Source organism: Nonomuraea sp. NPDC049421 (assembly GCF_040677005.1).
In the GTDB taxonomy this organism is placed as follows: Bacteria; Actinomycetota; Actinomycetes; order Streptosporangiales; family Streptosporangiaceae; genus Nonomuraea; species Nonomuraea salmonea.
On sequence record NZ_JBFAQA010000004.1, the window covers coordinates 18,303 to 37,518 of the forward strand.

Here is a 19,216-nt window from a genome sequence, read left to right on the forward strand (position 1 = left end):
AGTCGTGCGGGCGGGCGCCGCACGACCAGCATGGACGCCATGAACGTCCTGTGGATCCTCGCCCACCCCGAACCGCGCTCGCTCAACGGCCACCTCGCCGAAGAGGGGCAGCGCGCGCTCCGCGCGGAAGGCCACCGCGTCGAGGTGTCCGACCTGTACGCGATGGGGTGGAACCCCGTCGTCGACCCCGCCGGCTACGCCCACGACCCGGGCGAGCGGTTCCAGGTCGCCGCCGCCGCGAAGCAGGCGTACGAGAGCGGCGCCCTGAGCCCCGACATCCGTGCCGAGCAGGAGAAGATCGACCGGGCCGACACCCTCGTCGTCCAGTTCCCGATGTGGTGGTTCGGGATGCCCGCCATCCTCAAGGGCTGGTTCGACCGGGTCTGGCACCAGGGCTACGCGTACGGGCTGCGCGGCCCGGACGGCGAGTGGATCGGCTACGGCGACGGTTTCCTCGCGGGCAAGCGCGCGATGGCGGTGGTGACCATGGGCGGGCCCGGCTGGTTCTACGGCGCGCGGGGCATCCACGGCGCCGTGGACGAGCTGCTGTTCCCGCTGCAGCACGGCACCCTGTTCTACGCGGGCGCGCAGGTGCTGCCCCCGGTGCTGATCTTCGGCGCCGACCGGTTCACGCCCGGCGAGGGCCGGACGGCGGCCAAGGAGCTGACCGCACGCCTGCTCGCCATCCCGGAGACCGAGCCGATCCCGTACCGTACGCAGAGCGGCGGCGACTACGACGCGAACCTCGTGCTCCGGCCGGACGTGGCCCCTGACCTGACCGGGCTGCGAGCGCACACGGCCTGAACCCTCAGCAGTCGCACGTCACGGTCAGCTCATCCCCCTGACGCCGCCTGACTCCGTCGCGGGTGCGGACCGGGAGGCCCTCGCGCACCCAGTACTCAATGCCGCCGATCATCTCCTTGACCGGGTAGCCGAGTCTGGCGAACTCCAGCGCGGCCCTGGTGGAGCCGTTGCAGCCAGGGCCCCAGCAGTAGGTGACGACGACGGCTCCGGCGGGGATCTCGCGCGCGGCCCTGGCCGCGATCTGCCGGGTCGGCAGGTGGATGGCGCCGGGCACGTGGCCCTGCTCCCAGGCGTCGGCGCCGCGGGTGTCCACCACCACGAAGCCGGGCACGCCCGTCTCCAGGTCCTGGTGGACATCGCTGACGTCGGTCTCGAAGGACAGCTTGGCGGCGAAGTGGGCGGCAGCCCGCTCAGCGGGCGCAGGCGATGAGGAGAGTACGAAGGACATGCGGAAATCCTCGGCCCAAGCGTGTCCCCCCGGCCAGTGGCGCCAGTGACGATGCCCGCTAACATTCCGCCATGCCGCGACCCGCGCCGACCGTCTCGGTGCTCGCCTACGACGGGATGTCGGTCTTCGAGCTGGGCATCGTCACCGAGGTGTTCGGCCTGCCCAGGCCGGAGTTCGACGTCCCGTGGTACGACCTGACCGTCTGCGCGGAGACGCCCGGCCCCGTACGCGTCGTCGGCGGGGCCGCCCTGCACACGCCCCACGGCCTCGACGCGTTCGCCGCCGCGGAGACCGTCATCGTTCCGGGCGTGCCCGACGTCGCCGCCGATCCCTCACCCGAGCTGGTCGCCGCGCTGCGCCGGGCTTCCCATCAGGACGCGCGGATCATGTCGATCTGCTCGGGAGCGTTCGCGCTAGCCGGCGCGGGCCTGCTGGACGGCCGCCGCGCCACCACCCACTGGCGCTACGCCGACCGCTTCCGGCAGCGCCACCCGGCGGTGGACCTCGACCCCGACGTCCTCTACATCGACGACGGGCCGCTGCTCACCAGCGCCGGCAGCGCCGCCGGGCTCGACCTGTGCCTGCACGTCGTGCGCAGCGACTACGGCCATGCGATCGCCAGCGCGGTCGCCAGGCGGCTGGTGATCCAGCCGTACCGCGAGGGCGGGCAGGCGCAGTTCATCGAGGCCCCGCTGCCCGCCGACCCGGCCGACGACCGCATCGCCCGCAGCATCGCGTGGGCCCTGGCGCACCTCGGCGAGGCGATCACCGTCGAGCGGCTGGCCGGGCAGGCCCACATGTCCGCCCGCACCTACCTGCGGCACTTCGCCCGCGCCACCGGCACCACCCCGATCCGGTGGCTGATCCAGCAGCGCGTCCAGGCGAGCCTCGCCCTCCTGGAGACGACGGCCACGCCGATCGAGAAGGTCGCCAGGGCGGTGGGCTTCGACACGGCCGTCACCTACCGCCACCACTTCGCCGCCATCATGCGCACGTCGCCGTCGGCGTACCGGAACGCCTTCAGCGGGGCAGGCGGTCGCCGATGAGGCGGACGGCGCGGCGGACCACCTCCGCCTGGGCCGGGGCCAGGCCGCCCAGGAACGGCTCGACCGCGTCGGCGCGCCAGCCGTCCCGCGTCTGGCCGGCCAGCACGTGGTCCAGACTGAACGCGGCCAGCTCCTCGGCCATCGGCCCCACCCGCGGGTCGTCGGGCTCCGCGCCGGCCAGCTCGTCCAGCCTGCGGTAGAAGTCGTGGCCGCGCGCCGTCAGTTCGGGGTCGGCGGCCAGCGCGTCGAGCACGGTGAACGCCCGCCCGTCCGGCGTCTTGGAGGCGCTGTCGACCAGCACCAGCAGGTCGCGGTCCCAGGCCGCCGACGCCGAGGCCGGCACGTCGATGACCTTGAGGAAGGACACCAGGTCGGGGGACGCGGTGTCGTCCGGGCCGAGCGTGCCGTCCTCGGCCCGGCGCAGCACCTCCGCCAGCCTGGCCCGCCGCAGGCGGATGTCGCGTTCCTGCGCGGCCAGGTCGGCGTCGATCTCGGCGAGGATCTCGGGCAGTTCCCTGGAGCGCTCCTCGGCCATGACGTCGCGGATCTCGTCGAGGCTGAGCCCGAGCCCCACCAGCCGGCGTACGCGGGCCAGGGCGATGGCGTCGCGCATGCCGTACTCGCGGTAGCCGTTGGCCAGGCGCGGCGGCTCCGGCAGGACGCCCTGGTGGTGGTAATGGCGCACGGTCCGGGTGGTCACCCCGAGCAGCGCGGCCAGCTCTCCGATCCGCATACTCCCTAGTTAAGACGTTGACGCGGCGTCAAGGTCAAGCTCAGATCTGGTTGAGGCCGCCGTCCACGTACAGGTTGGAGCCGGTGACGAAGCTGCTCTGACCACTGGCCAGGAAGAGCACGGCGGCGGCGACCTCGTCCGGGCTGCCGAGCCGGCCCAGCGGCACCTGCGCCGCCAGGTTCCGCTCGAACGCCTCCGGGTCGTCGGTCAGCCCCGACAGGCCCGGGGTGAGGATCGGGCCCGGCGTGACGGTGTTGACCCGGATGCCGCGCTCCTTCAGCTCGTTGGCCCAGGTGCGGGCGAAGGAGCGGGTGGCGGCCTTGCTGGCCGCGTACGCGCCGAACGCCGCCGCGCCCGAGTCCGCGTTCGTCGAGCCGTTCAGGATCACCGAGGCGCCGTCGTTGAGCACGGGCAGCGCCTTGCGCACGGTGAACAGCATGCCCCGGACGTTGATGCCGAAGATGTGGTCGAAGTGCTCCTCCGTGGTCTGTTCAAGCGTGACGAACTCGGCCACCGAAGCGTTGGCGAACAGCACGTCCAGGCCGCGTCCCCGCGCGCGGACCGCCTCGTAGAGCCGGTCAAGGTCGGCCAGGTCCGCGATGTCGCCGACCACTGCGGTGGCGTCGCCGATCTCGGCGACGGCGGCGTCAAGCTCGGCCTTGCGGCGGCCGGTGACGAACACGTGGGCGCCCTCGGCCGCCATCCGCGCTGCGGTGGCCCGCCCGATGCCGGTGCTGCCGCCGGTGACGAGCGCGGTCTTGCCCTCAAGCAGTCTCATCTCTATGACCTCCTCAAACTTACGCATCGATCGATGCGGAACTCGAACGGTAGCACTTCTGAAGCGATCGATACAAAAAGGGGTAGACTGCTCGCGTGGAGACCAGGCAGAGCGGACCCATCGGCCGGCCGCGCGCGTTCGACGCCGACGAAGCACTCGAGCGGGCCATGCTCGTGTTCTGGGAGCACGGCTACGAGGGGGCCAGCCTCAGCAGGCTGACCGAGGCGATGGGCATCTCCACCACCAGCATGTACGCCGCCTTCGGCAACAAGGAGGAGCTGTTCCGCAAGGCGCTGGAGCGCTACACCGAGGGCCCCGGCGGCTACCTGACCCGCGCGCTGGAGGAGCCGACCGCGCTCGGCGTCGCCACCTCGATCCTGGCCGGCACCGTCCGCACCACCACCCGCTCCGCCGGCCCGCCGGGCTGCCTCGGCGTCCAGGGCGCCCTGGCGGCGAGCGACTCGGGGCGCGAGGTGCGCGAGCTGCTGGTCGCCTGGCGCGAGGACGGCTGCTGCCGCGTCCGCGACCGGTTCCTGCGCGCCGTCGAGGAGGGCGACCTGCCGCCGGAGACCGATGTCACGGTGCTCGCCCGCTACGTCACGACCCTGGCCTTCGGCATCGCCGTGCAGGCGGCGAGCGGCGTCGGCCGCGACGAGCTGCAGGCGATGGCCGACGCCGCGCTGCGCACCTGGCCGCTGCCGTGAAAAACGTTGGACGGGCCGGTGGCCTGGCCTGTAGCGTTCCGGTGACCGTGACCCGGCCGGAGGAGGTGAGACCCATGAACGCTGTAGCGATGTGGGCGCTCCGCCCTCCCGCCACGGTCGGGCGGCCGACGTAGGTGCCGCCGGGAGCGCCGCCAAAGGCACTCCCGAAAGGCACCACAGATGCACTCTTCCCCCTACGACGTCGTCATCGCCGGCTGCGGGCCCACCGGCGCGATGCTCGCCGCCGAACTGCGGCTGCACGACGTACGGGTCCTCGTCCTGGAGCAGGACACCGAGCCCGGATCGATGGTCCGCGTCGTCGGCCTGCACATCCGCAGCCTGGAGCTGATGGCCATGCGGGGCCTGCTCGACCGGCTGCTCCCGCACGGCCGGCGCCGCCCGGCGGCCGGCTTCTTCGCCGCCATCCCCGCGCCCCAGCCCGAGGGCCTCGACTCCCCGTACGCCTACCTGCTCGGCATTCCGCAACCGGTCATCAACCGCCTGCTGGAGGAGCACGCCGTCGCACTGGGCGCCCACGTCGAGCACGGTCGCGCGGTGACCGGCTTCGAGCAGGACGACGACGGCGTGACCGTCGAGCTGTCCGGTGGCGAGCGGGTGCGCTCGCGCTACCTCGTCGGCTGTGACGGGGCGCGCAGCACCGTACGCAAGCGGCTCGGCGTCGCCTTCCCCGGCGAGCCCTCGCGCAACGACACGCTCATGGGCGAGATGGAGGCCGGCGTGCCGCAGGAGGAGATCGCCGCCACGGTCGCCGCGGTGGCCGGGTCCCACCGGCCCTTCTGGATCAGGCCTTTCGGCGGCGGCGCGACGTACAGCGTCGTCATCCCGGCGGCGGACGTCAGCGACCGTACGGAACCGCCCACGCTCGACGACTTCCGGCGGCAGCTGCGCGCCGTCGCGGGAACCGACTTCGGCGTGCACGCGCCGCGCTGGTTGTCCCGCTTCGGTGACGCCACCCGCCTCGCCGACCGCTACCGGGTGGGGCGGGTGCTGCTGGCCGGGGACGCGGCGCACATCCATCCGCCGTTCGGCGGGCAGGGACTCAACCTGGGCGTCCAGGACGCGGTCAATCTCGGCTGGAAGCTGGCGGCGCAGATCCGCGGCTGGGCGCCGGACACGCTCCTCGACGCCTACCACGCAGAACGCCACCCGGTGGCCGCCGACGTGCTGGACAACACCCGCGCCCAGGCGGAGCTGGCCTCCCCTGAGCCCGGCCCGCGCGCGGTGCGGCGGCTGCTCACGGAGCTGGTGGCCTTCGACGAGGTCAACCGTCATCTCATCGAGAAGATCACCGGCCTCGCCGTGCGCTACGACTTCGGCCCCGGCCCCGACCTGCTCGGCCGCCGTCTGCCCGACCTGGAGCTGAAGCGGGGCCGCCTCTACCCCCTGCTGCGTCAGGGTCGCGGCCTGCTGCTCGACCGCACAGAACGCCTCACCACCGGCCCCTGGTCGGACCGCGTCGATCAGCTCACGGATCCAGGGGCGGCGCTGGACGTGCCATGCGTTCTGCTCCGCCCGGACGGCCACGTCGCCTGGATCGGCGACGACCAGCGGGACCTGGACGACTGCCTTGCGCGCTGGTTCGGCGCACCCGTCACACCCGGCCGGGCAGCCGGGTGGTGACCTCCTGCAGCACCCAGCCGTTGCCGTCAGGGTCGTTGAACGACAGGAACGAGCCGTAGCTGGCCCGCTCCGGGTCCGGGCCGGAAACCCGGGCCCGGGTGCCGGCGTGGTGGAAGACGCCGCCGGCGTCGTGGAAGACCTCGCTCGGGGCGGCGCCGAGCCGCTGGAGCTCGTCGTGCGCGGCGGTGATGTCGTCCACGACGAGGTGCAGCCCCTGCGCCGAGCCCGGCTCCTGCGAGGTGACCGACGTGCCGAAGATGACCGAGGCCGGCGAGCCGGGCGGCGTGACCTGTACCACCCGGAAGTCCGCATCCGTGGTGACGTCGGCGTCCAGCCGCCAGCCCAGCCCGGTGTAGAAGTCCTTGGCCCGGTCGACATCCGCGACGGGCAGCACGACGACTTCGAGTTTCATGTCCATGACCTGCGCCTCCTTGACCCGGCTGCCCCCGGCCGACCGGCGGAAACCGGTCAGGCGCCGACCGGCCGGGCCAGGGCGCCGCCGCCGTTGCGCGCCAGGATCGGGGCGAAGGCGCGGCCGATCCCGCGGTTGCCGTCCGTCACGAGCGCGACCGATCCCTTGATGTCCATGGTGTTCTCCGTCCACAAGCTGAGTTGAAAACTGCAACTCAGACGGGGGCGGGAACGCTTCCCTTGCCACGCGTGACGTGTCTCACGTGAGCAGGTGGCGACCCTGCCCCACGTCGTACGCTTCCCCCAGCCACCCCGCGAACTCATCGTCCAGCTGCTCGGGCCCGGTGATGCGGAAGGCATGGACGAACAGGCGTTTCGTGTACGGCGACACGCTGGTGAAACGCGGGTCCTCGACGACGCGCTGCAGGTCCATGTAGCCGCGCAACCCCCGGGCGTCGGGACGGGCACCGGCGAAGCCGCGGCGGGTGCCCTTGAGGGTGATCATGCTCTTGGAGACGGCGTAGGTGAAGGGCCCGAAGCCCTGCGCGAGGTCGATGAAGCGGTGATATAAGGCCACGAACTCGTCGGGCTTGCCGGCCAGGTGATCGTCGATCGTCCACGTGGAATCGTTCATGATTCACTTTTGCACGCCTCGCTCCGGCCGGGGGCGCACCCCGACCGGAGCGGACGGCGGGTCAGGCGGCGGATCAGGCGGCCTGACGGAGCGGGGCGAGGGCGCGGCTCCAGGCCAGCACCTCGTCCAGCATGGCCGACAAGGCCGCCACCTGGTGCTCGCCGGCCGCGAGCTTGGTGAAGCCCTCGAAGTCGGCGAACAGCGACAGCGTCACGTTGGTGCGCACGTCCGCGAGCTTCAGCTCACCGCCGATCAGCCGCAGGTGCTCGGCCGCGCGGGCGCCGCCGACGCTGCCGTACGACACGATGCCGAACGCCTTGTTGTTCCACTCGGCGAACAGGTAGTCGATGGCGTTCTTCAGCACGCCCGAGGTGGAGTGGTTGTACTCGGGCGTCACCATGACGAAGCCGTCGAACGAGCGGATCTTGGCCGCCCACGCCTTGGTGTGCTCGTTCTGGTACTGGCCGTAGGCCGGGGGCATGGGCTCGTCGAGGTGGGGGAGCGGGTAGTCCAGCAGGTCGACGATCTCGAAGGTGGCGTCGGGGCGGCGGGAAGCGTGCTCCAGCACCCACTGCGCCACCTGCTCGCCGTTGCGGCCGGGACGGGTGCTGCCGAGGATGATGCCGATGCGGGTCATCACGGGGGTCCTTTCGAAGGTTCCGATGTGCGAGCGGCCCGTGACGTGGCGTAGCCGGATCGGCCCTGGAGGCAGGGCGGTGGCGGGGGAGACGTCGCAGGTCGAGGTGGGCGACATGCGCTGCGCCGACCTCGCACTACTGACTACAGGCCGGTGATCGGTCACTTCAACAGAACCGTGGTCACCCGGACGTAACAGGCTCAGCCGCCGGTCGCCTCGTCGAAGGCGTCCCTGTTGGCGCGGATGGTGTCCTGGTTGGCGAGCGTCCAGCGGGCCAGCGCCAGCACCGGCTCCGACAGGCTGCGCCCGAACGGCGTGACCTCGTACTCGACCCTGGGCGGGATCTCCGGGTAGGCCACCCGCTTGACCAGTCCGTCACGCTCCAGCCCGCGCAGCGTCACCGACAGCATGCGGCGCGAGATGCCGGGCGCGACCCGCAGCAGCTCGGTGAAGCGCATCGGCCGCTCCTCCAGCAGCCCGATCAGGAGCAGGCTCCACCGATCGGCCACCCGGTCCAGGACGGACCGCAGCACGTCGGGATCGTGGTCGAGACACGCCTTGCCCCGCGAACGCAGCACCCTGTCGGCTTCGCGTTGATGCGACATCGGCCCCCGTCTCCCCGTCACTCGTAAGTGACCTGGTCACGTTGCTGTTACCGGCCGTCGAAGAGTACATCAGGGGTCGAAGGCGACTTACCGAGGAGCCCCGCGATGACCGTCCCGACCGCGGACCGGCGCCGCCGCGCCCGCCCATGGTGCCGCGAGGCCACCGCACGAGTTCGAGAGAGGTGACAGATCATGCAGGATCTTCCGGTACCGAGCCGCGGCGACCCGGCGCACATCGGCGGCCACCGCGTGCTGGGGCGGCTGGGGGAGGGCGGCCAGGGGACGGTCTTCCTCGGCGCGTCGCCCGCCGGGCGGCGGGTGGCGATCAAGGTGTTGCACCCCTGCTTCGCCGCCGACCGTCCCATGCGCCGCCGCTTCCGGCGTGAGGCGGACATCGTACGGGGGCTGGCGGGCTTCGCCACGGCCCGGGTGCTGGAGACCGGCTTCACCGGGGAACGCCCGTACATCGTCAGCGAGTACGTCCCCGGGCCTTCGCTGGAGCGGCTGGTCAAGGAGGACGGGCCGCGCGGCGGCAGCGCACTGGAGCGGCTCGCCGTCACCACCCTGACGGCGCTCGCCTCGATTCACGCGGCCGGGATCGTGCACCGCGACATCAAGCCGAGCAACGTGATCATGGGCAGCGAAGGGCCCGTGCTGATCGACTTCGGGATCGCCTCGCCGCTGGACGCGGCCGCCCGCTCCGCCACGCCGATCGGCACGCCCGCCTACATGTCACCCGAGCAGTTCGACGACCTGCCGCCGACAGCCGCCTCCGACCTGTTCTCCTGGGCGGGCACGATGATCTACGCGGCCACGGGCCGGCCGGCCTTCGCCGGCGGCAGCGTGCCGGCGACGCTGAACGCCGTGCTGCACGCCGAGCCCGACCTGTCCGGGCTGCCCGAGCCGCTGCGCGGCGTGGTGGCCGCCTGCCTGGCCAAGGACCCGGCAGCCCGGCCCGCGGCGGCGCAGGTGCTGTGCGAGCTGGCCGGCCACAAGCCCGCCCCGGCCCTGTCCCAGCAGGCTCCGTCCCGCCAGGCTCCGTCCCAGCAGGCCCTGTCCCAGCAGGCCCTGTCCCAGCAGGCCCTGCCCCAGCAAGCCCTGTCCCAGCAGGCCCCGTGCCACCAGGCCCGGCACCGGCGGCCACACCGGCCACACCGGCGTCGCGGCCTCGCGGTCGTGGCCGCCTGCGCGGCGGTGCTCGCCGGACGTGCGGGCCGGATCGGCTCGGTCAGCTGACGGCGGCCGACAGCTCGGCGACGTCGTCGTCGGTCAGTTCGAGGCCGGCGGCGGCGACGTTCTCCTCCAGGTGGGCGATCGAGGAGGTGCCGGGGATCGGCAGCATCACCGGGGAGCGGCGCAGCAGCCACGCGAGCGCGAGCTGCGACGGCGTGGCCGACAGCCGCGAGGCGATCGCGTCGAGCGGCCCGCCCGGCTTGACCAGCCCGCCGGTGGCCAGCGGGAACCACGGGATGAACCCGATCTGGTTGCGCTCGCAGTAGTCGAGCACGCTCTCGGCGGAGCGGTCGGCCAGGTTGTAGAGGTTCTGGACGGTGGCGATCGGGGCGACGGCGCGGGCCTGCTCGATCTGCTCGACGCTGACCTCCGACAGGCCGATGTGGGCGATCTTGCCTTCGTCCTGGAGCGCCTTGAGCTCGCCGACCTGGTCCTCGAGCGGCACCTCGGGGTCGACGCGGTGCAGCTGGAGCAGCGGGATGCGCTCGAGCCCGAGTACGCGCAGGCTCATCTCGCACTGCTGGCGCAGGTAGGCGGGCCGGCCGACGGGGGTCCACTGGTCGGGGCCCTGCCGGGTGAGCCCGGCCTTGGTGGCGATGACGATGCTCTCGTCGTACGGCGCGAGCGCCCGCCGCAGCAGTGGCTCGGCGACCAGCGGGCCGTAGGAGTCGGCGGTGTCGAACAGCGTGACGCCGAGCTCGGCCGCGCGGCGCAGCACGCGGACGGCTTCGTCCTCGTCGGCAGGAGGCCCCCACACCCCTTTCCCGGTGAGCTGCATGGTGCCGTAACCGAGCCGGTTGACGGGAAGAACGTTCTCGATCGTGAACTGGCCGGACGCGTCGGCCCGCACAGAGGTCATGGCGCTTTCCTTTCTCCGCTGGCCCGTCGAGGCCGCAGGCGTGCTGGGTGGGCCTGCCCCGTGGGTCCGCGCCCTATCTCAACCTCGGGCAAAGCCATGCCACCGATCATGGCCGGAGGTCGATCACCACGTCCTCGCCGGTCACCTCGCGGCCTTCGCCGTCGACGAACGCGACGTGCACCGGCTCGCCGGTGGAGCGTCGCCTGCGCAGCGCCGAGGGCCCGGACGGGCGCGGGCGGTGCTCGTCGCCCCACTGCTGCAGCGCGCCCAGCACCACCCGCAGGTCGGCGCCGGCCGGGGTGAGGTGGTAGCTGCGGCGCTGCCTGCTGCCCGGCTCCTGATAGGTGTACGTCCGCAGCACCCCGGCCGCGACCAGCGTCTTCAGCCGGGCGCTGAGCAGGTTGGGCGCGACGCCCAGGGAGTCTCTGATGTCGGCGAAGCGGTGCCTGCCGCGGAAGATCTCGCGCAGGATCAGCAGGGTCCACCGCTCGCCGAGGATCTGCAGGCTGCGCTCGATGGAGCAGGCCGGCTCATCCTGATCGGTCTTACTCACTTTCATTACTGTACTCAGGCTCCCGATGATCGGGATCGGTTGACAGACTCCGGCTGATATGGGCGTAATGGCGGTCGCGTCGCGTGTCGCCGGCCGGGAGGACGGTCGCGGCATGGAGGCGCCGAATCAAGGGGGATGACGCCGTGGACACTCACACCATCGGTCGTGCCTGAGCACACCGCGCCCGTGCGTCTTCCCATGCCTGTTGCGGTGTCGTAAGCACCCGCGCGCCGGCATGCCCGCGCGGGTCGAAGCATGTCCAAGACACCGATCATCAGGGAGCCTTCTTTCAGCATGCCGGAAAACTTCAACCAGCAGGTCATCGACGAGTTCCGAGCCAACCGCGGCCAGGTCGGCGGCCCCTTCGAGGGCGGCAGGCTACTGCTGCTGACCACCGTCGGCGCCAAGTCGGGCGCCCCGCACACCACCCCGCTCGGCTACCTGCCCGACGAGGACCGTGTGCTCGTCATCGCCTCGGCCGGCGGCTCGTCCAGGCACCCGGCCTGGTACCACAACCTGCGCGCCACCCCCCGGGTCACCGTGGAGGACGGCATCTTCACGTACGCGGCCGACGCCGTCGTCCTGGAGGGCGAGGAGCGCGACCGCGTGTTCGCCCGCGCCGTCGAGATGGACCCGGGCTGGGCCGCCTACGAGGAGCGCTCGGGCCGCACGCTGCCGGTGGTGGCGCTCGTGCAGGCCGAGTTCGGGCCGCCGGCCGGGCGGCGCATGGGCGACGCGCTCAAGGACATCCACGACGTCTTCCGCCGCGAGCTGGCCCTGATCCGCAGGGAGGCCGCCGCTTCGGGGCCGCGCCTGGCCGCGCAGCTGCGGATCAACTGCCTGACCATGTGCGCGGGGCTGCACATGCACCACTCGCACGAGGACAACGGTCTGTTCCCCGGCCTGGAGCGGCAGTATCCGGAGCTGGCTCCGGCGATAGGGCGGCTGCGGGCCGAGCATGAGGTGGTGGCACGGCTGCTGGAGGAGCTCAGGTCACTGCTGTCGGCCGACGACGTCGCGCCCGCCGACCTGATCGCGGGCGTGGACCGGCTCACCAAGGAGCTGGAGGCCCATCTCGACTACGAGGAGCAGCAGCTCGTCGCGCTGCTGAACTGACGCGGACGTCCGGCGTGCCCCTGTGACATGAGGGACACGCCGGACGTATCCTGACGTTGCGTCCGGGCCCGGCGCCACAGCTTTCGGCGTAGCCGACCTCTCACCACTGATCACGCGCCCCCTTCGGCGTGCGCGGACAAAAATTGCAGTGGATTGCAAATTTACAGTACGCTCCAGCGGCATGACTGAAGGACTGCGCGAGCGGAAGAAGCGCCGCACGCGGCAGCACATCTCCGAGGTTGCCGTCGGCCTGTTCGTCGAGCGCGGTTTCGACAACGTGACGATCGCCGAGGTCGCGGCCGCCGCCGAGGTGTCGGTGAACACCGTCTACAACTACTTCCAGGCCAAGGAGGACCTGGTGCTGCCGCCGGAGGAGGCCTCGCCCCGCCGGCTGGCCGACATCGTGGCCGGGCGCGCGCCCGGCGAATCGGCGGCCGGGGCGGTGCTGGCGCGGCTGCGGCAGGAGGTGCGTGAGCGCGAGCGCCGCGTGGGCCTGACGCCGGGGTTCGGGCGGGTGCTGGAGATGATGCGGGCCGCGCCCACGCTGACCGCACGGCTGGAGGACCTGGGGCAGCGCATGACCGGCGAGCTGGCCGGTCTGCTGGCCGAGGAGTGCGGCGTGGGGCCGGATGATCCGCTGCCCCGCGTGGTCGCCTGGCACATCGGCAGCCTGCACGCGCTGGTGCTGGGCGAGATCGGCCGCCGCACGGCCGCGGGCGAGCAGCCGGACGCGATCGCCGAGGCCGTGCTGGAACTGCTGGACGCGGCCGAGAGCGTGCTCGGCGAGAAGGTGCTGGCTTATGCCGTACGAGGGGAGTGACGTGATGTTCCGGGTGACGATCAGCGGGAAGTTCCAGGGGCTCGACGACGCCGGGCGGGAGGCGGTGCGGGCGGCGGCCGGGACGGCGTTCACCGAGGCGGGCACGTTCACCCACGATCAGAGCGTGAAGGTGTTCACGTTCCGCTGCCAGGTGCCGGCCGAGCCGGAGGACGGGGACGACGAGGCGGCGCTGGGGGCGATGGCGGCGCTGGAGGCGTACGGGCAGCCGTACGAGGTGCTGCGCATCGGCGTGACGGACATGCGCGACATCAAGATCCGCCGGCGCTGATTCTCATATCTGGGATAGAATCCCGGATATGAGAGGGGATGTGGAGAGCCGGCTCGCCGACCGCCTCGCCCGGCTGCGCATCGAGCGTGACTGGTCGCTGGAGGAGCTGGCGAGCAGGTCGGGCATCAGCCGCTCGACGCTGTCGCGGCTGGAGCGCGGCGAGATCAGCCCGACGGCGGCGCTGCTCGGCAAGCTCTGCGAGGTGCACGGGCGGACGATGTCGCGGCTGCTGGCCGAGGTCGAGACCGAGCCGCCGCAGGTCGTGGCCGCCGGGGCGCAGCAGGTGTGGCGGGACGAGTCGTCAGGTTTCGTGCGCCGTTCCGTCTCGCCGCCCCACCCCGGGCTGCGCGGCGAGGTCGTGGAGGGGCGGCTGCGGCCGGGCGCCGACATCGCCTACGACGCCCCGCCCGTCCCGGGCCTTGAGCAGCACATCTGGGTGCTGGAGGGGTCGGTGGAGATCACCTTCGACGGGCGTACGCATGCCGTGGAGGCCGGCGACTGCCTGCGCTTCCGCCTGTGGGGGCCGTCCAGGTTCCGCTGCCCCGGCCCCGGCCCGGTCCGGTACGCGATCTTCGTCGTCCTGCCCTAGGAGGAGCCCGCATGCGCACGATCACCCGCCTGTCCCCGGCCGAGTTCGAGACCTGCGTCAAGGAGCTGGCCGCGCTGCTGGCCGACGCCGTGGACGGTGGCTTCTCGCTGGGGTTCGTCATGCCGTTCGACATCGAGGACGCCGCCGCCTGGTGGCGCGCGCAGGCCCCCGCCGTCGCCGCCGGCGAGCTCATCGTGTGGGCTTGCCGCGAGGACGGCGCCGTCGTGGGCACGGTCGGCCTCGTCCCCTCGCCGAAGGCCAACTCCCGGCACCGCGGCGAGATCATCAAGCTGATCGTGCACCGCGAGGCACGCAACCGCGGCCACGCGCGCGCCCTGCTCGCCACCGCCGAGCGGGAGGCGTCGGCGGCCGGCCTCGACCTGCTGATGCTCGACACCGAGACCGGCAGCGCGGCCGAGCATGTCTATCTCACCTGCGGCTGGACCCGCTTCGGCAGTGTCCCCGACTACGCCGGCTCGCCCGACGGCACGCTGCGCGAGTGCAGCTTCTTCTACAAGCGGCTCACAGCGACTGCGTGAGCGCGTCGAGGTCGGCGAGCCGGTCGGCCGGGGCCAGGCGGGCGGCGGTGGCGACGAGCAGCAGCTCGGTGACCGCGATCTCGTGGGCGAGCGGCGCGATCGGCCCCGCGGCCTCGCGCGGCAGCGCGATGAGCAGCTCCGCCTCGGCGGCAAGCGGCGAGCCCCAGGTGTCGGTGACGAGGATCAGCCGCGCGCCGCGCCCGCGCGCGGCCCGCACGAAACGGGCGGTGGCGGGGGAGTAGCGGCGGAAGTCGTAGGCCACCACCAGGTCGGCCGCGCCCAGGTCGAGCACGGTACGTGCGCGCGCGTGGACCGGCTCGGGCACCCGGTGCGCGCCGGGGCGCAGGCCGGCGAGCTGGCGGATGAGGTAGTCGGCGGCCAGCTCGCTCAGCGGCCCGCCGAGCGCCCAGACGGTCCTGGCCTCGGCCAGCAGGCCCGCGCCGCGGTGGCAGAGCTGGGCGGGGACGGCGGCCAGTGTGCCGTCGAGGCCGGCGCGCAGCTCCTCGGCCGCCTCGCCCAGCTCGCCGGGGGGCTCGTCATCGGGGCGGGTGACGTATTCGAGCAGGCGTGAGCGGTCTCTGGCGCCGTCGCGTACGGCGGCCTGGAAGTCGGCGAAGCCCGCGTAGCCGAGCCGGTCGAACAGCCGGGACGCGGTCGGCGGGCTCACCCCGGCCCGCTCGGCCAGCGCGCGCAGCGAGCCGAGCGCCGCGAACGGGTGGTCGTCGAGCAGCACCCGCACCACCGCCCGCTCTCCCGGCGGCAGCTCGGCGTAGACGGCGCTGAGCCTGGCCACGATCGCGTCGCTCTCCATACTGACGAATGTTACATCATTCCAAGCATACGAAACGAATGTTACGGTTCCGAGCATGACTACCTGGAACGGCCTCATCGACAGTCCCTACCGGCGCTGGCTGCCGGTCACCCCCGACACCCCGGCCATCTCGCTCAACGAGGGCAACACCCCGCTGCTGCGCTCGGCCCACCTGTCCGAGCTGACCGGCTGCGAGGTCTGGCTGAAGGTCGAGGGTGCGAACCCGACGGGATCGTTCAAGGACCGGGGCATGACGGTGGCGATCAGCCGCGCGGCCGAGGCCGGCGCCGCGACCGTGATCTGCGCCTCCACCGGCAACACCAGCGCCTCGGCCGCCGCCTACGCCGCCCGCGCCGGGCTGCGCGCCGCCGTGCTCGTGCCCAAGGGGCGGGTGGCGCTGGGCAAGCTGGCCCAGGCCGTACGGTACGGCGCCGAGATCGTCGAGGTCGGCGGCACCTTCGACGACTGCCTGCGGGTCGCCCGTGAGCTGGCCGCCCATCACCCCGTCGCGCTGGTCAACTCGGTGGGCAACGAGCTGCGGCTGGCCGGGCAGCGCACGGTCGCGTACGAGATCGTCGACGCCCTGGACGCGGCGCCCGACGTGCACTGCCTGCCGGTCGGCAACGGCGGCAACATCACCGCGACCTGGACCGGCTACCGCACCTACTCCCCAGGCGAGCCGCCGCGCATGTGGGGCTTCCAGGCGGCCGGGGCGGCTCCGCTGGTGCACGGCGCGCCGGTGTCCGAGCCGCGCACGGAGGCCAGTGCGATCAACGTCGGGCACCCGGCGACGTGGGAGGGCGCGATCGCGGCCAGGGACGAGTCGGGCGGGCTGATCGGCGCGGTGAGCGACGAGCAGATCTTCGCCGCGTACCGGCTGATCGCCCGCCGCGACGGCGTCTTCGCCGAGCCCGCGTCGGCGGCCGGGGTGGCGGGGCTGCTCGACCTGCACGCCAGGGGCGGGCTGGAGCCTGGCCTGCGGGTGGTGATCACGCTGAGCGGCAACGGCCTGAAGGACCTCGACGCGTCGCTGCGCGGCGGTTACACCGCCACCGAGACCTCGGCGGCGACCGGGGAGGTGGCCACAGCTTTGCGGCTCGCAGCCTGACCTACCTGCGACAACCACTCGAAGTAGCTGAACAGTAACGTTATGTGAAAGTTCTCACGGGCACGAAAGTCACGACAAAGCCGACAGGTGGCCGATCGGGCGGTTCAGCGCCGTCGGCCTCCCCTCTCCTGAGCGGTGACCCCCTGCTCCGAGAGGACTCCTGCCGTGCCCGCGACCCGACTTCGCCGTGCCCTGGGCGGCGCGAGCGCCACCGCGCTCCTGCTCACCGCCGCCGCCTCCGCCCCCGTGCTCAAGCCCGACGCCGCCCCCTGTGCGCGGCTGCTCGAAGCGTCGGCCACCTACCGCGCCTACGAGCACACCTTCACCACCGACGCCGCAGGACGTCCCGTAGAAGCCGTGGCCAAGACGCTCGTCGACCGGGACGCCCCGCGCGGCTCGTGCGAGGGCAAGGTCGGCGACTGGGGCGGGAGCGGCGACTGGCAGGGCGGCCACCTCATCGCCGCCTCCTTCCGCGGCGCGAGCATGCGCTACAACCTGGTGCCCATGCGGGGCAGGCAGATCAACCAGGGCCTGATGAAACGGGTGGAGAACGGGGCGCGCGCCTGCCTGGAGGACGGCGGCGAGGTGCGCGACTACCGGGTACGCCTGCACTATCCCGACCGTAGGACCCTGACCCCCGACACGATCCGCGTCAGCCTCAAGGTGGCATCCCGGCCGGTCACGTTCACCTTGCCGAACCGTACACTGAGCGCCGAAGACCTGGAATCCCAGCAAAACGGGATAACTGCCGCGTTCGATGCCGCGCCGTGCGGCAGGGACGGCGCGTGAGCGCGGTATCGATCGCCAGCAGATGATCGGAGGGAAAGTTGTGGGATACCTCCATGCCTGAGCCCGCCCGTTCTGGTGTGGGATCGACGCCATGAAGGATGAAGGGAAAAAGCGCAGGAGGCTCGCGACGGGCACGCTGGCGCGGGTGGCCGTCTTCGCCGCGCTCATCGCGGTCATGGGCCTGCCCGGCACGCTGAACGTCTTCGGCAACGCCGTCCCGATCACGCTGCAGACCATGGGCGTGATGCTGGCCGGCGCCGTCCTCGGCGCGTGGCGGGGCGCGCTCGCCGTCCTGGTCCTGTACGTGCTGGTCGCCGCCGGGCTGCCGCTGCTGGCCAATGGGCGGGGCGGGCTCGGCGTGTTCTTCTCGCCGTCGGCGGGGTTCCTCATCGGCTGGCTGCCCGGCGCGGCCGTCACCGGCTGGCTGGTCGAGCGGGCGGGGCGCAGCCCGAGTGTGCTCCAGCTGTTCGTGGCGTCCGTGGTGGGCGGCATGGGCGTCGTCTATCTGTTCGGCATCCCGGTGCAGGCGCTGGTGACCGGCGTCTCCCTCAGCACGGCGGCCGGGCTCACCGGGGTGTTCCTGCCCGGCGACCTGATCAAGGCCGCGCTGACGGCGGTGGTGGTCAGGGGCGTCCAGCGGGCCTACCCCGACGCGGTGCCCGCCGTGCACCGCGAACGCCTCGGCGGGGGGCGTTGACCGCTCGATGCCCGTAGCAGAACACGTGCTGACGCACGCCGCCGAGCGGCCCTCCAAGCTCGCGGTGCGCGGACCCGGCGGCGAGCTGACCTACGCGCGGCTCGCCGCCCGCATCGAGGCCGCCGCCCGGCACCTCGCGGACGACGGGCTCGGCCCCGGGGTGACGGCGGCCATCGGCCTGGCCGACCCGGTGGACCTGCTCGTCGCCGTCCTGGCCGCCGACCTCGCCGGTGCGACCCCCCTGGTGGGCGACCACACCTGGGACCGCGACCGCTGGCGCACGCTCACCGCCCCTCTGCCGACCGTCCCCATCACCACATCACCGATCGACACGCCCCCGCCCGGCCCCGCTGTGCGGCGGCGGGCCCGGCCCGACGATCTCGCCTGGGCCTGTTTCAGTTCCGGGAGCACCGGGCGGCCGCGGGCGATCGTCCGTACCCGCGCCTCCTGGACCGGCTCCTACCACCATCTGAACGCCCTGACCGGCATCGGCCCCGACGACGTCGTGCTCGTGCCCGGCCCCCTGGTCTCCTCCCTGTACGCGTTCGCCGCCCTGCACACCCTGGCCACCGGCGCCACGGCTCTGCTGCCGGGACGCTGGCCGGGCCGTGCCCTGGCCGATCACCTGGCGGCGGCGAGCGTGGTGCACCTGGTGCCACACCGGCTGCCCGACGTGCTGGAACAACCGGGTTCGCTGCGGGTGGCCGTGGTCGGCGGCGCCGCCCTCGCCCCCGGCACGCGCCAGGCCGCAGAACGCGCCGGCGTGCGCGTGGTGACCTACTACGGAGCCACCGAGCTGTCGTTCGTGGCCGCCGACACCGACGGGCGCGGGTTGCGTCCCTTTCCCGAGGTGGAGATCGAGGTGCGCGGCGACGGGCCGCTGGGCGAGGTGTGGGTGCGCTCGCCGTGGCTGGCCGAGGGCTACCTGGGTGCGGCGGCCGGGCCGCTGCGGCGCGACGAGGACGGCTGGGTGAGCGTGGGCGACGTGGCCGAGCCGTACCGGGCGGGCGGCGTACTGCGCGTACGCGGGCGCGGCGACGGCGCGATCCAGACCGGCGGCGCCACCGTCGTGCCCGAGGACGTCGAAGAGGTGCTGCGCAAGGTGCCCGGAGTGGGAGACGTCGTGGTGGTGGGCTCGCCGCACCCGTCCCTGGGCGCGGTGGTGACGGCGGTCGTCGAGACCCCGTTCTCCGAGCCGCCGCCACGCGCGCTGCTGGAGGAGACCGCGCGCGGCGGGCTCGACTGGGCGCAGCGGCCCCGCCGCTGGTACGCGGTGCCCGAGCTGCCCCGCACGCCCACGGGCAAGCCGGCGCGGGCGCTGGTGGCGGCCCGGCTGGCGAGCGGCGACCCGGCCATCAGGCGGCTGACGTGA

At 72.7% G+C, this 19,216-nt stretch carries 24 protein-coding genes; 14 read left to right on the forward strand and 10 right to left on the reverse strand.

What is annotated here, in order from left to right; all coding sequences use genetic code 11:
- The first annotated feature begins 39 nt into the window (after nt 1-39).
- Nucleotides 40-804, forward strand: coding sequence for an NAD(P)H-dependent oxidoreductase (locus AB0K18_RS08230; protein WP_364911651.1), 765 nt, complete (start codon nt 40-42; stop codon nt 802-804).
- A gap of 4 nt (nt 805-808) precedes the next feature.
- Here the strand turns inward: AB0K18_RS08230 and AB0K18_RS08235 are convergent, their stop codons facing one another.
- On the reverse strand, nt 809-1,252 hold the full coding sequence (locus AB0K18_RS08235) for a rhodanese-like domain-containing protein (protein WP_364911654.1): 444 nt from the start codon (nt 1,250-1,252) through the stop codon (nt 809-811).
- 71 nt (nt 1,253-1,323) lie between these two features.
- On the opposite strand from AB0K18_RS08235, the gene AB0K18_RS08240 reads away from it, so the two are divergent.
- Nucleotides 1,324-2,298 carry a helix-turn-helix domain-containing protein gene (locus AB0K18_RS08240; RefSeq protein ID WP_364911657.1) on the forward strand — a complete coding sequence of 325 codons (975 nt, stop codon included), beginning with the start codon at nt 1,324-1,326 and terminating at the stop codon, nt 2,296-2,298.
- On the opposite strand, the gene AB0K18_RS08245 is transcribed toward AB0K18_RS08240, so the two are convergent.
- Both AB0K18_RS08245 and AB0K18_RS08250 read right to left on the reverse strand, forming a co-directional pair.
- Nucleotides 2,273-3,031, reverse strand: a complete 759-nt coding sequence (locus AB0K18_RS08245) for a MerR family transcriptional regulator (protein ID WP_364911660.1) — start codon at nt 3,029-3,031, stop codon at nt 2,273-2,275. The two genes, AB0K18_RS08240 and AB0K18_RS08245, sit on opposite strands and share 26 nt — an antisense overlap.
- Nucleotides 3,032-3,071: 40 nt before the next feature.
- Entirely contained in the window at nt 3,072-3,809 is a 738-nt protein-coding gene (locus AB0K18_RS08250; protein ID WP_364911663.1) for an SDR family oxidoreductase, read from the reverse strand.
- 95 nt (nt 3,810-3,904) lie between these two features.
- Between AB0K18_RS08250 and AB0K18_RS08255 the strand changes: the two genes are divergently transcribed.
- Nucleotides 3,905-4,513 (forward strand): TetR/AcrR family transcriptional regulator, encoded by a 609-nt coding sequence (locus tag AB0K18_RS08255; protein WP_364911666.1) that lies wholly within the window; start codon nt 3,905-3,907, stop codon nt 4,511-4,513.
- Nucleotides 4,514-4,693: 180 nt separating this feature from the next.
- Nucleotides 4,694-6,154, forward strand: coding sequence for an FAD-dependent monooxygenase (locus AB0K18_RS08260; RefSeq protein ID WP_364911669.1), 1,461 nt, complete (start codon nt 4,694-4,696; stop codon nt 6,152-6,154).
- Here the strand turns inward: AB0K18_RS08260 and AB0K18_RS08265 are convergent.
- From AB0K18_RS08265 to AB0K18_RS08280, 4 genes are all read right to left on the reverse strand, one after another.
- Nucleotides 6,126-6,572, reverse strand: coding sequence for a VOC family protein (locus AB0K18_RS08265; RefSeq protein WP_364911672.1), 447 nt, complete (start codon nt 6,570-6,572; stop codon nt 6,126-6,128). The two genes, AB0K18_RS08260 and AB0K18_RS08265, sit on opposite strands and share 29 nt — an antisense overlap.
- Before the next feature lie 252 nt (nt 6,573-6,824).
- Nucleotides 6,825-7,199 carry a DUF5655 domain-containing protein gene (locus AB0K18_RS08270; RefSeq protein ID WP_364911675.1) on the reverse strand — a complete coding sequence of 125 codons (375 nt, stop codon included), beginning with the start codon at nt 7,197-7,199 and terminating at the stop codon, nt 6,825-6,827.
- Nucleotides 7,200-7,272: 73 nt separating this feature from the next.
- On the reverse strand, nt 7,273-7,953 hold the full coding sequence (locus tag AB0K18_RS08275; RefSeq protein WP_364911678.1) for an NAD(P)H-dependent oxidoreductase: 681 nt from the start codon (nt 7,951-7,953) through the stop codon (nt 7,273-7,275).
- Between the two features lie 83 nt (nt 7,954-8,036).
- On the reverse strand, nt 8,037-8,441 hold the full coding sequence (locus AB0K18_RS08280) for a helix-turn-helix domain-containing protein (RefSeq protein WP_364911681.1): 405 nt from the start codon (nt 8,439-8,441) through the stop codon (nt 8,037-8,039).
- 192 nt (nt 8,442-8,633) lie between these two features.
- On the opposite strand from AB0K18_RS08280, the gene AB0K18_RS08285 reads away from it, so the two are divergent.
- Nucleotides 8,634-9,677 carry a serine/threonine-protein kinase gene (locus tag AB0K18_RS08285; RefSeq protein WP_364911684.1) on the forward strand — a complete coding sequence of 348 codons (1,044 nt, stop codon included), beginning with the start codon at nt 8,634-8,636 and terminating at the stop codon, nt 9,675-9,677.
- Here AB0K18_RS08285 and AB0K18_RS08290 read toward each other — a convergent pair.
- Complete coding sequence (locus AB0K18_RS08290; protein ID WP_364911687.1) at nt 9,670-10,533, reverse strand: aldo/keto reductase; 864 nt, start codon at nt 10,531-10,533, stop codon at nt 9,670-9,672. The genes AB0K18_RS08285 and AB0K18_RS08290 overlap by 8 nt on opposite strands.
- Before the next feature lie 106 nt (nt 10,534-10,639).
- The gene (locus AB0K18_RS08295) at nt 10,640-11,086 is read right to left on the reverse strand and encodes a helix-turn-helix domain-containing protein (RefSeq protein WP_364911689.1); all 447 of its coding nucleotides are present in this window, start codon (nt 11,084-11,086) and stop codon (nt 10,640-10,642) included.
- A 294-nt stretch (nt 11,087-11,380) separates the two neighbouring features.
- Here AB0K18_RS08295 and AB0K18_RS08300 point away from each other — a divergent pair, with 294 nt between their 5' ends.
- The 5 genes from AB0K18_RS08300 to AB0K18_RS08320 all read left to right on the forward strand — a co-directional run bounded on the left by AB0K18_RS08300 (nt 11,381) and on the right by AB0K18_RS08320 (nt 14,439).
- Nucleotides 11,381-12,202, forward strand: coding sequence for a nitroreductase/quinone reductase family protein (locus AB0K18_RS08300; protein ID WP_364911692.1), 822 nt, complete (start codon nt 11,381-11,383; stop codon nt 12,200-12,202).
- 181 nt (nt 12,203-12,383) lie between these two features.
- Entirely contained in the window at nt 12,384-13,022 is a 639-nt protein-coding gene (locus AB0K18_RS08305; protein WP_364911695.1) for a TetR/AcrR family transcriptional regulator, read from the forward strand.
- Nucleotides 13,003-13,311, forward strand: coding sequence for a DUF6204 family protein (locus AB0K18_RS08310; protein ID WP_364911697.1), 309 nt, complete (start codon nt 13,003-13,005; stop codon nt 13,309-13,311). The genes AB0K18_RS08305 and AB0K18_RS08310 overlap by 20 nt, the downstream gene beginning before the upstream one ends.
- A gap of 28 nt (nt 13,312-13,339) precedes the next feature.
- Nucleotides 13,340-13,900: an XRE family transcriptional regulator gene (locus AB0K18_RS08315; RefSeq protein ID WP_364911699.1), complete on the forward strand. Its 561-nt coding sequence runs from the start codon at nt 13,340-13,342 to the stop codon at nt 13,898-13,900.
- Nucleotides 13,901-13,911: 11 nt separating this feature from the next.
- Complete coding sequence (locus AB0K18_RS08320; protein WP_364911701.1) at nt 13,912-14,439, forward strand: GNAT family N-acetyltransferase; 528 nt, start codon at nt 13,912-13,914, stop codon at nt 14,437-14,439.
- On the opposite strand, the gene AB0K18_RS08325 is transcribed toward AB0K18_RS08320, so the two are convergent.
- On the reverse strand, nt 14,423-15,250 hold the full coding sequence (locus tag AB0K18_RS08325) for a MurR/RpiR family transcriptional regulator (RefSeq protein ID WP_364911704.1): 828 nt from the start codon (nt 15,248-15,250) through the stop codon (nt 14,423-14,425). The two genes, AB0K18_RS08320 and AB0K18_RS08325, sit on opposite strands and share 17 nt — an antisense overlap.
- A 55-nt stretch (nt 15,251-15,305) precedes the next feature.
- Between AB0K18_RS08325 and thrC the strand changes: the two genes are divergently transcribed.
- From thrC to AB0K18_RS08345, 4 genes are all read left to right on the forward strand, one after another.
- Nucleotides 15,306-16,358 (forward strand): threonine synthase, encoded by a 1,053-nt coding sequence (gene thrC, locus AB0K18_RS08330; protein ID WP_364911705.1) that lies wholly within the window; start codon nt 15,306-15,308, stop codon nt 16,356-16,358.
- 165 nt (nt 16,359-16,523) lie between these two features.
- Nucleotides 16,524-17,147 (forward strand): DNA/RNA non-specific endonuclease, encoded by a 624-nt coding sequence (locus tag AB0K18_RS08335; protein ID WP_364911708.1) that lies wholly within the window; start codon nt 16,524-16,526, stop codon nt 17,145-17,147.
- A gap of 91 nt (nt 17,148-17,238) precedes the next feature.
- Nucleotides 17,239-17,844 carry a biotin transporter BioY gene (locus AB0K18_RS08340; RefSeq protein ID WP_364911711.1) on the forward strand — a complete coding sequence of 202 codons (606 nt, stop codon included), beginning with the start codon at nt 17,239-17,241 and terminating at the stop codon, nt 17,842-17,844.
- A 7-nt stretch (nt 17,845-17,851) separates the two neighbouring features.
- Nucleotides 17,852-19,216, forward strand: a complete 1,365-nt coding sequence (locus AB0K18_RS08345; protein ID WP_364911714.1) for a class I adenylate-forming enzyme family protein — start codon at nt 17,852-17,854, stop codon at nt 19,214-19,216.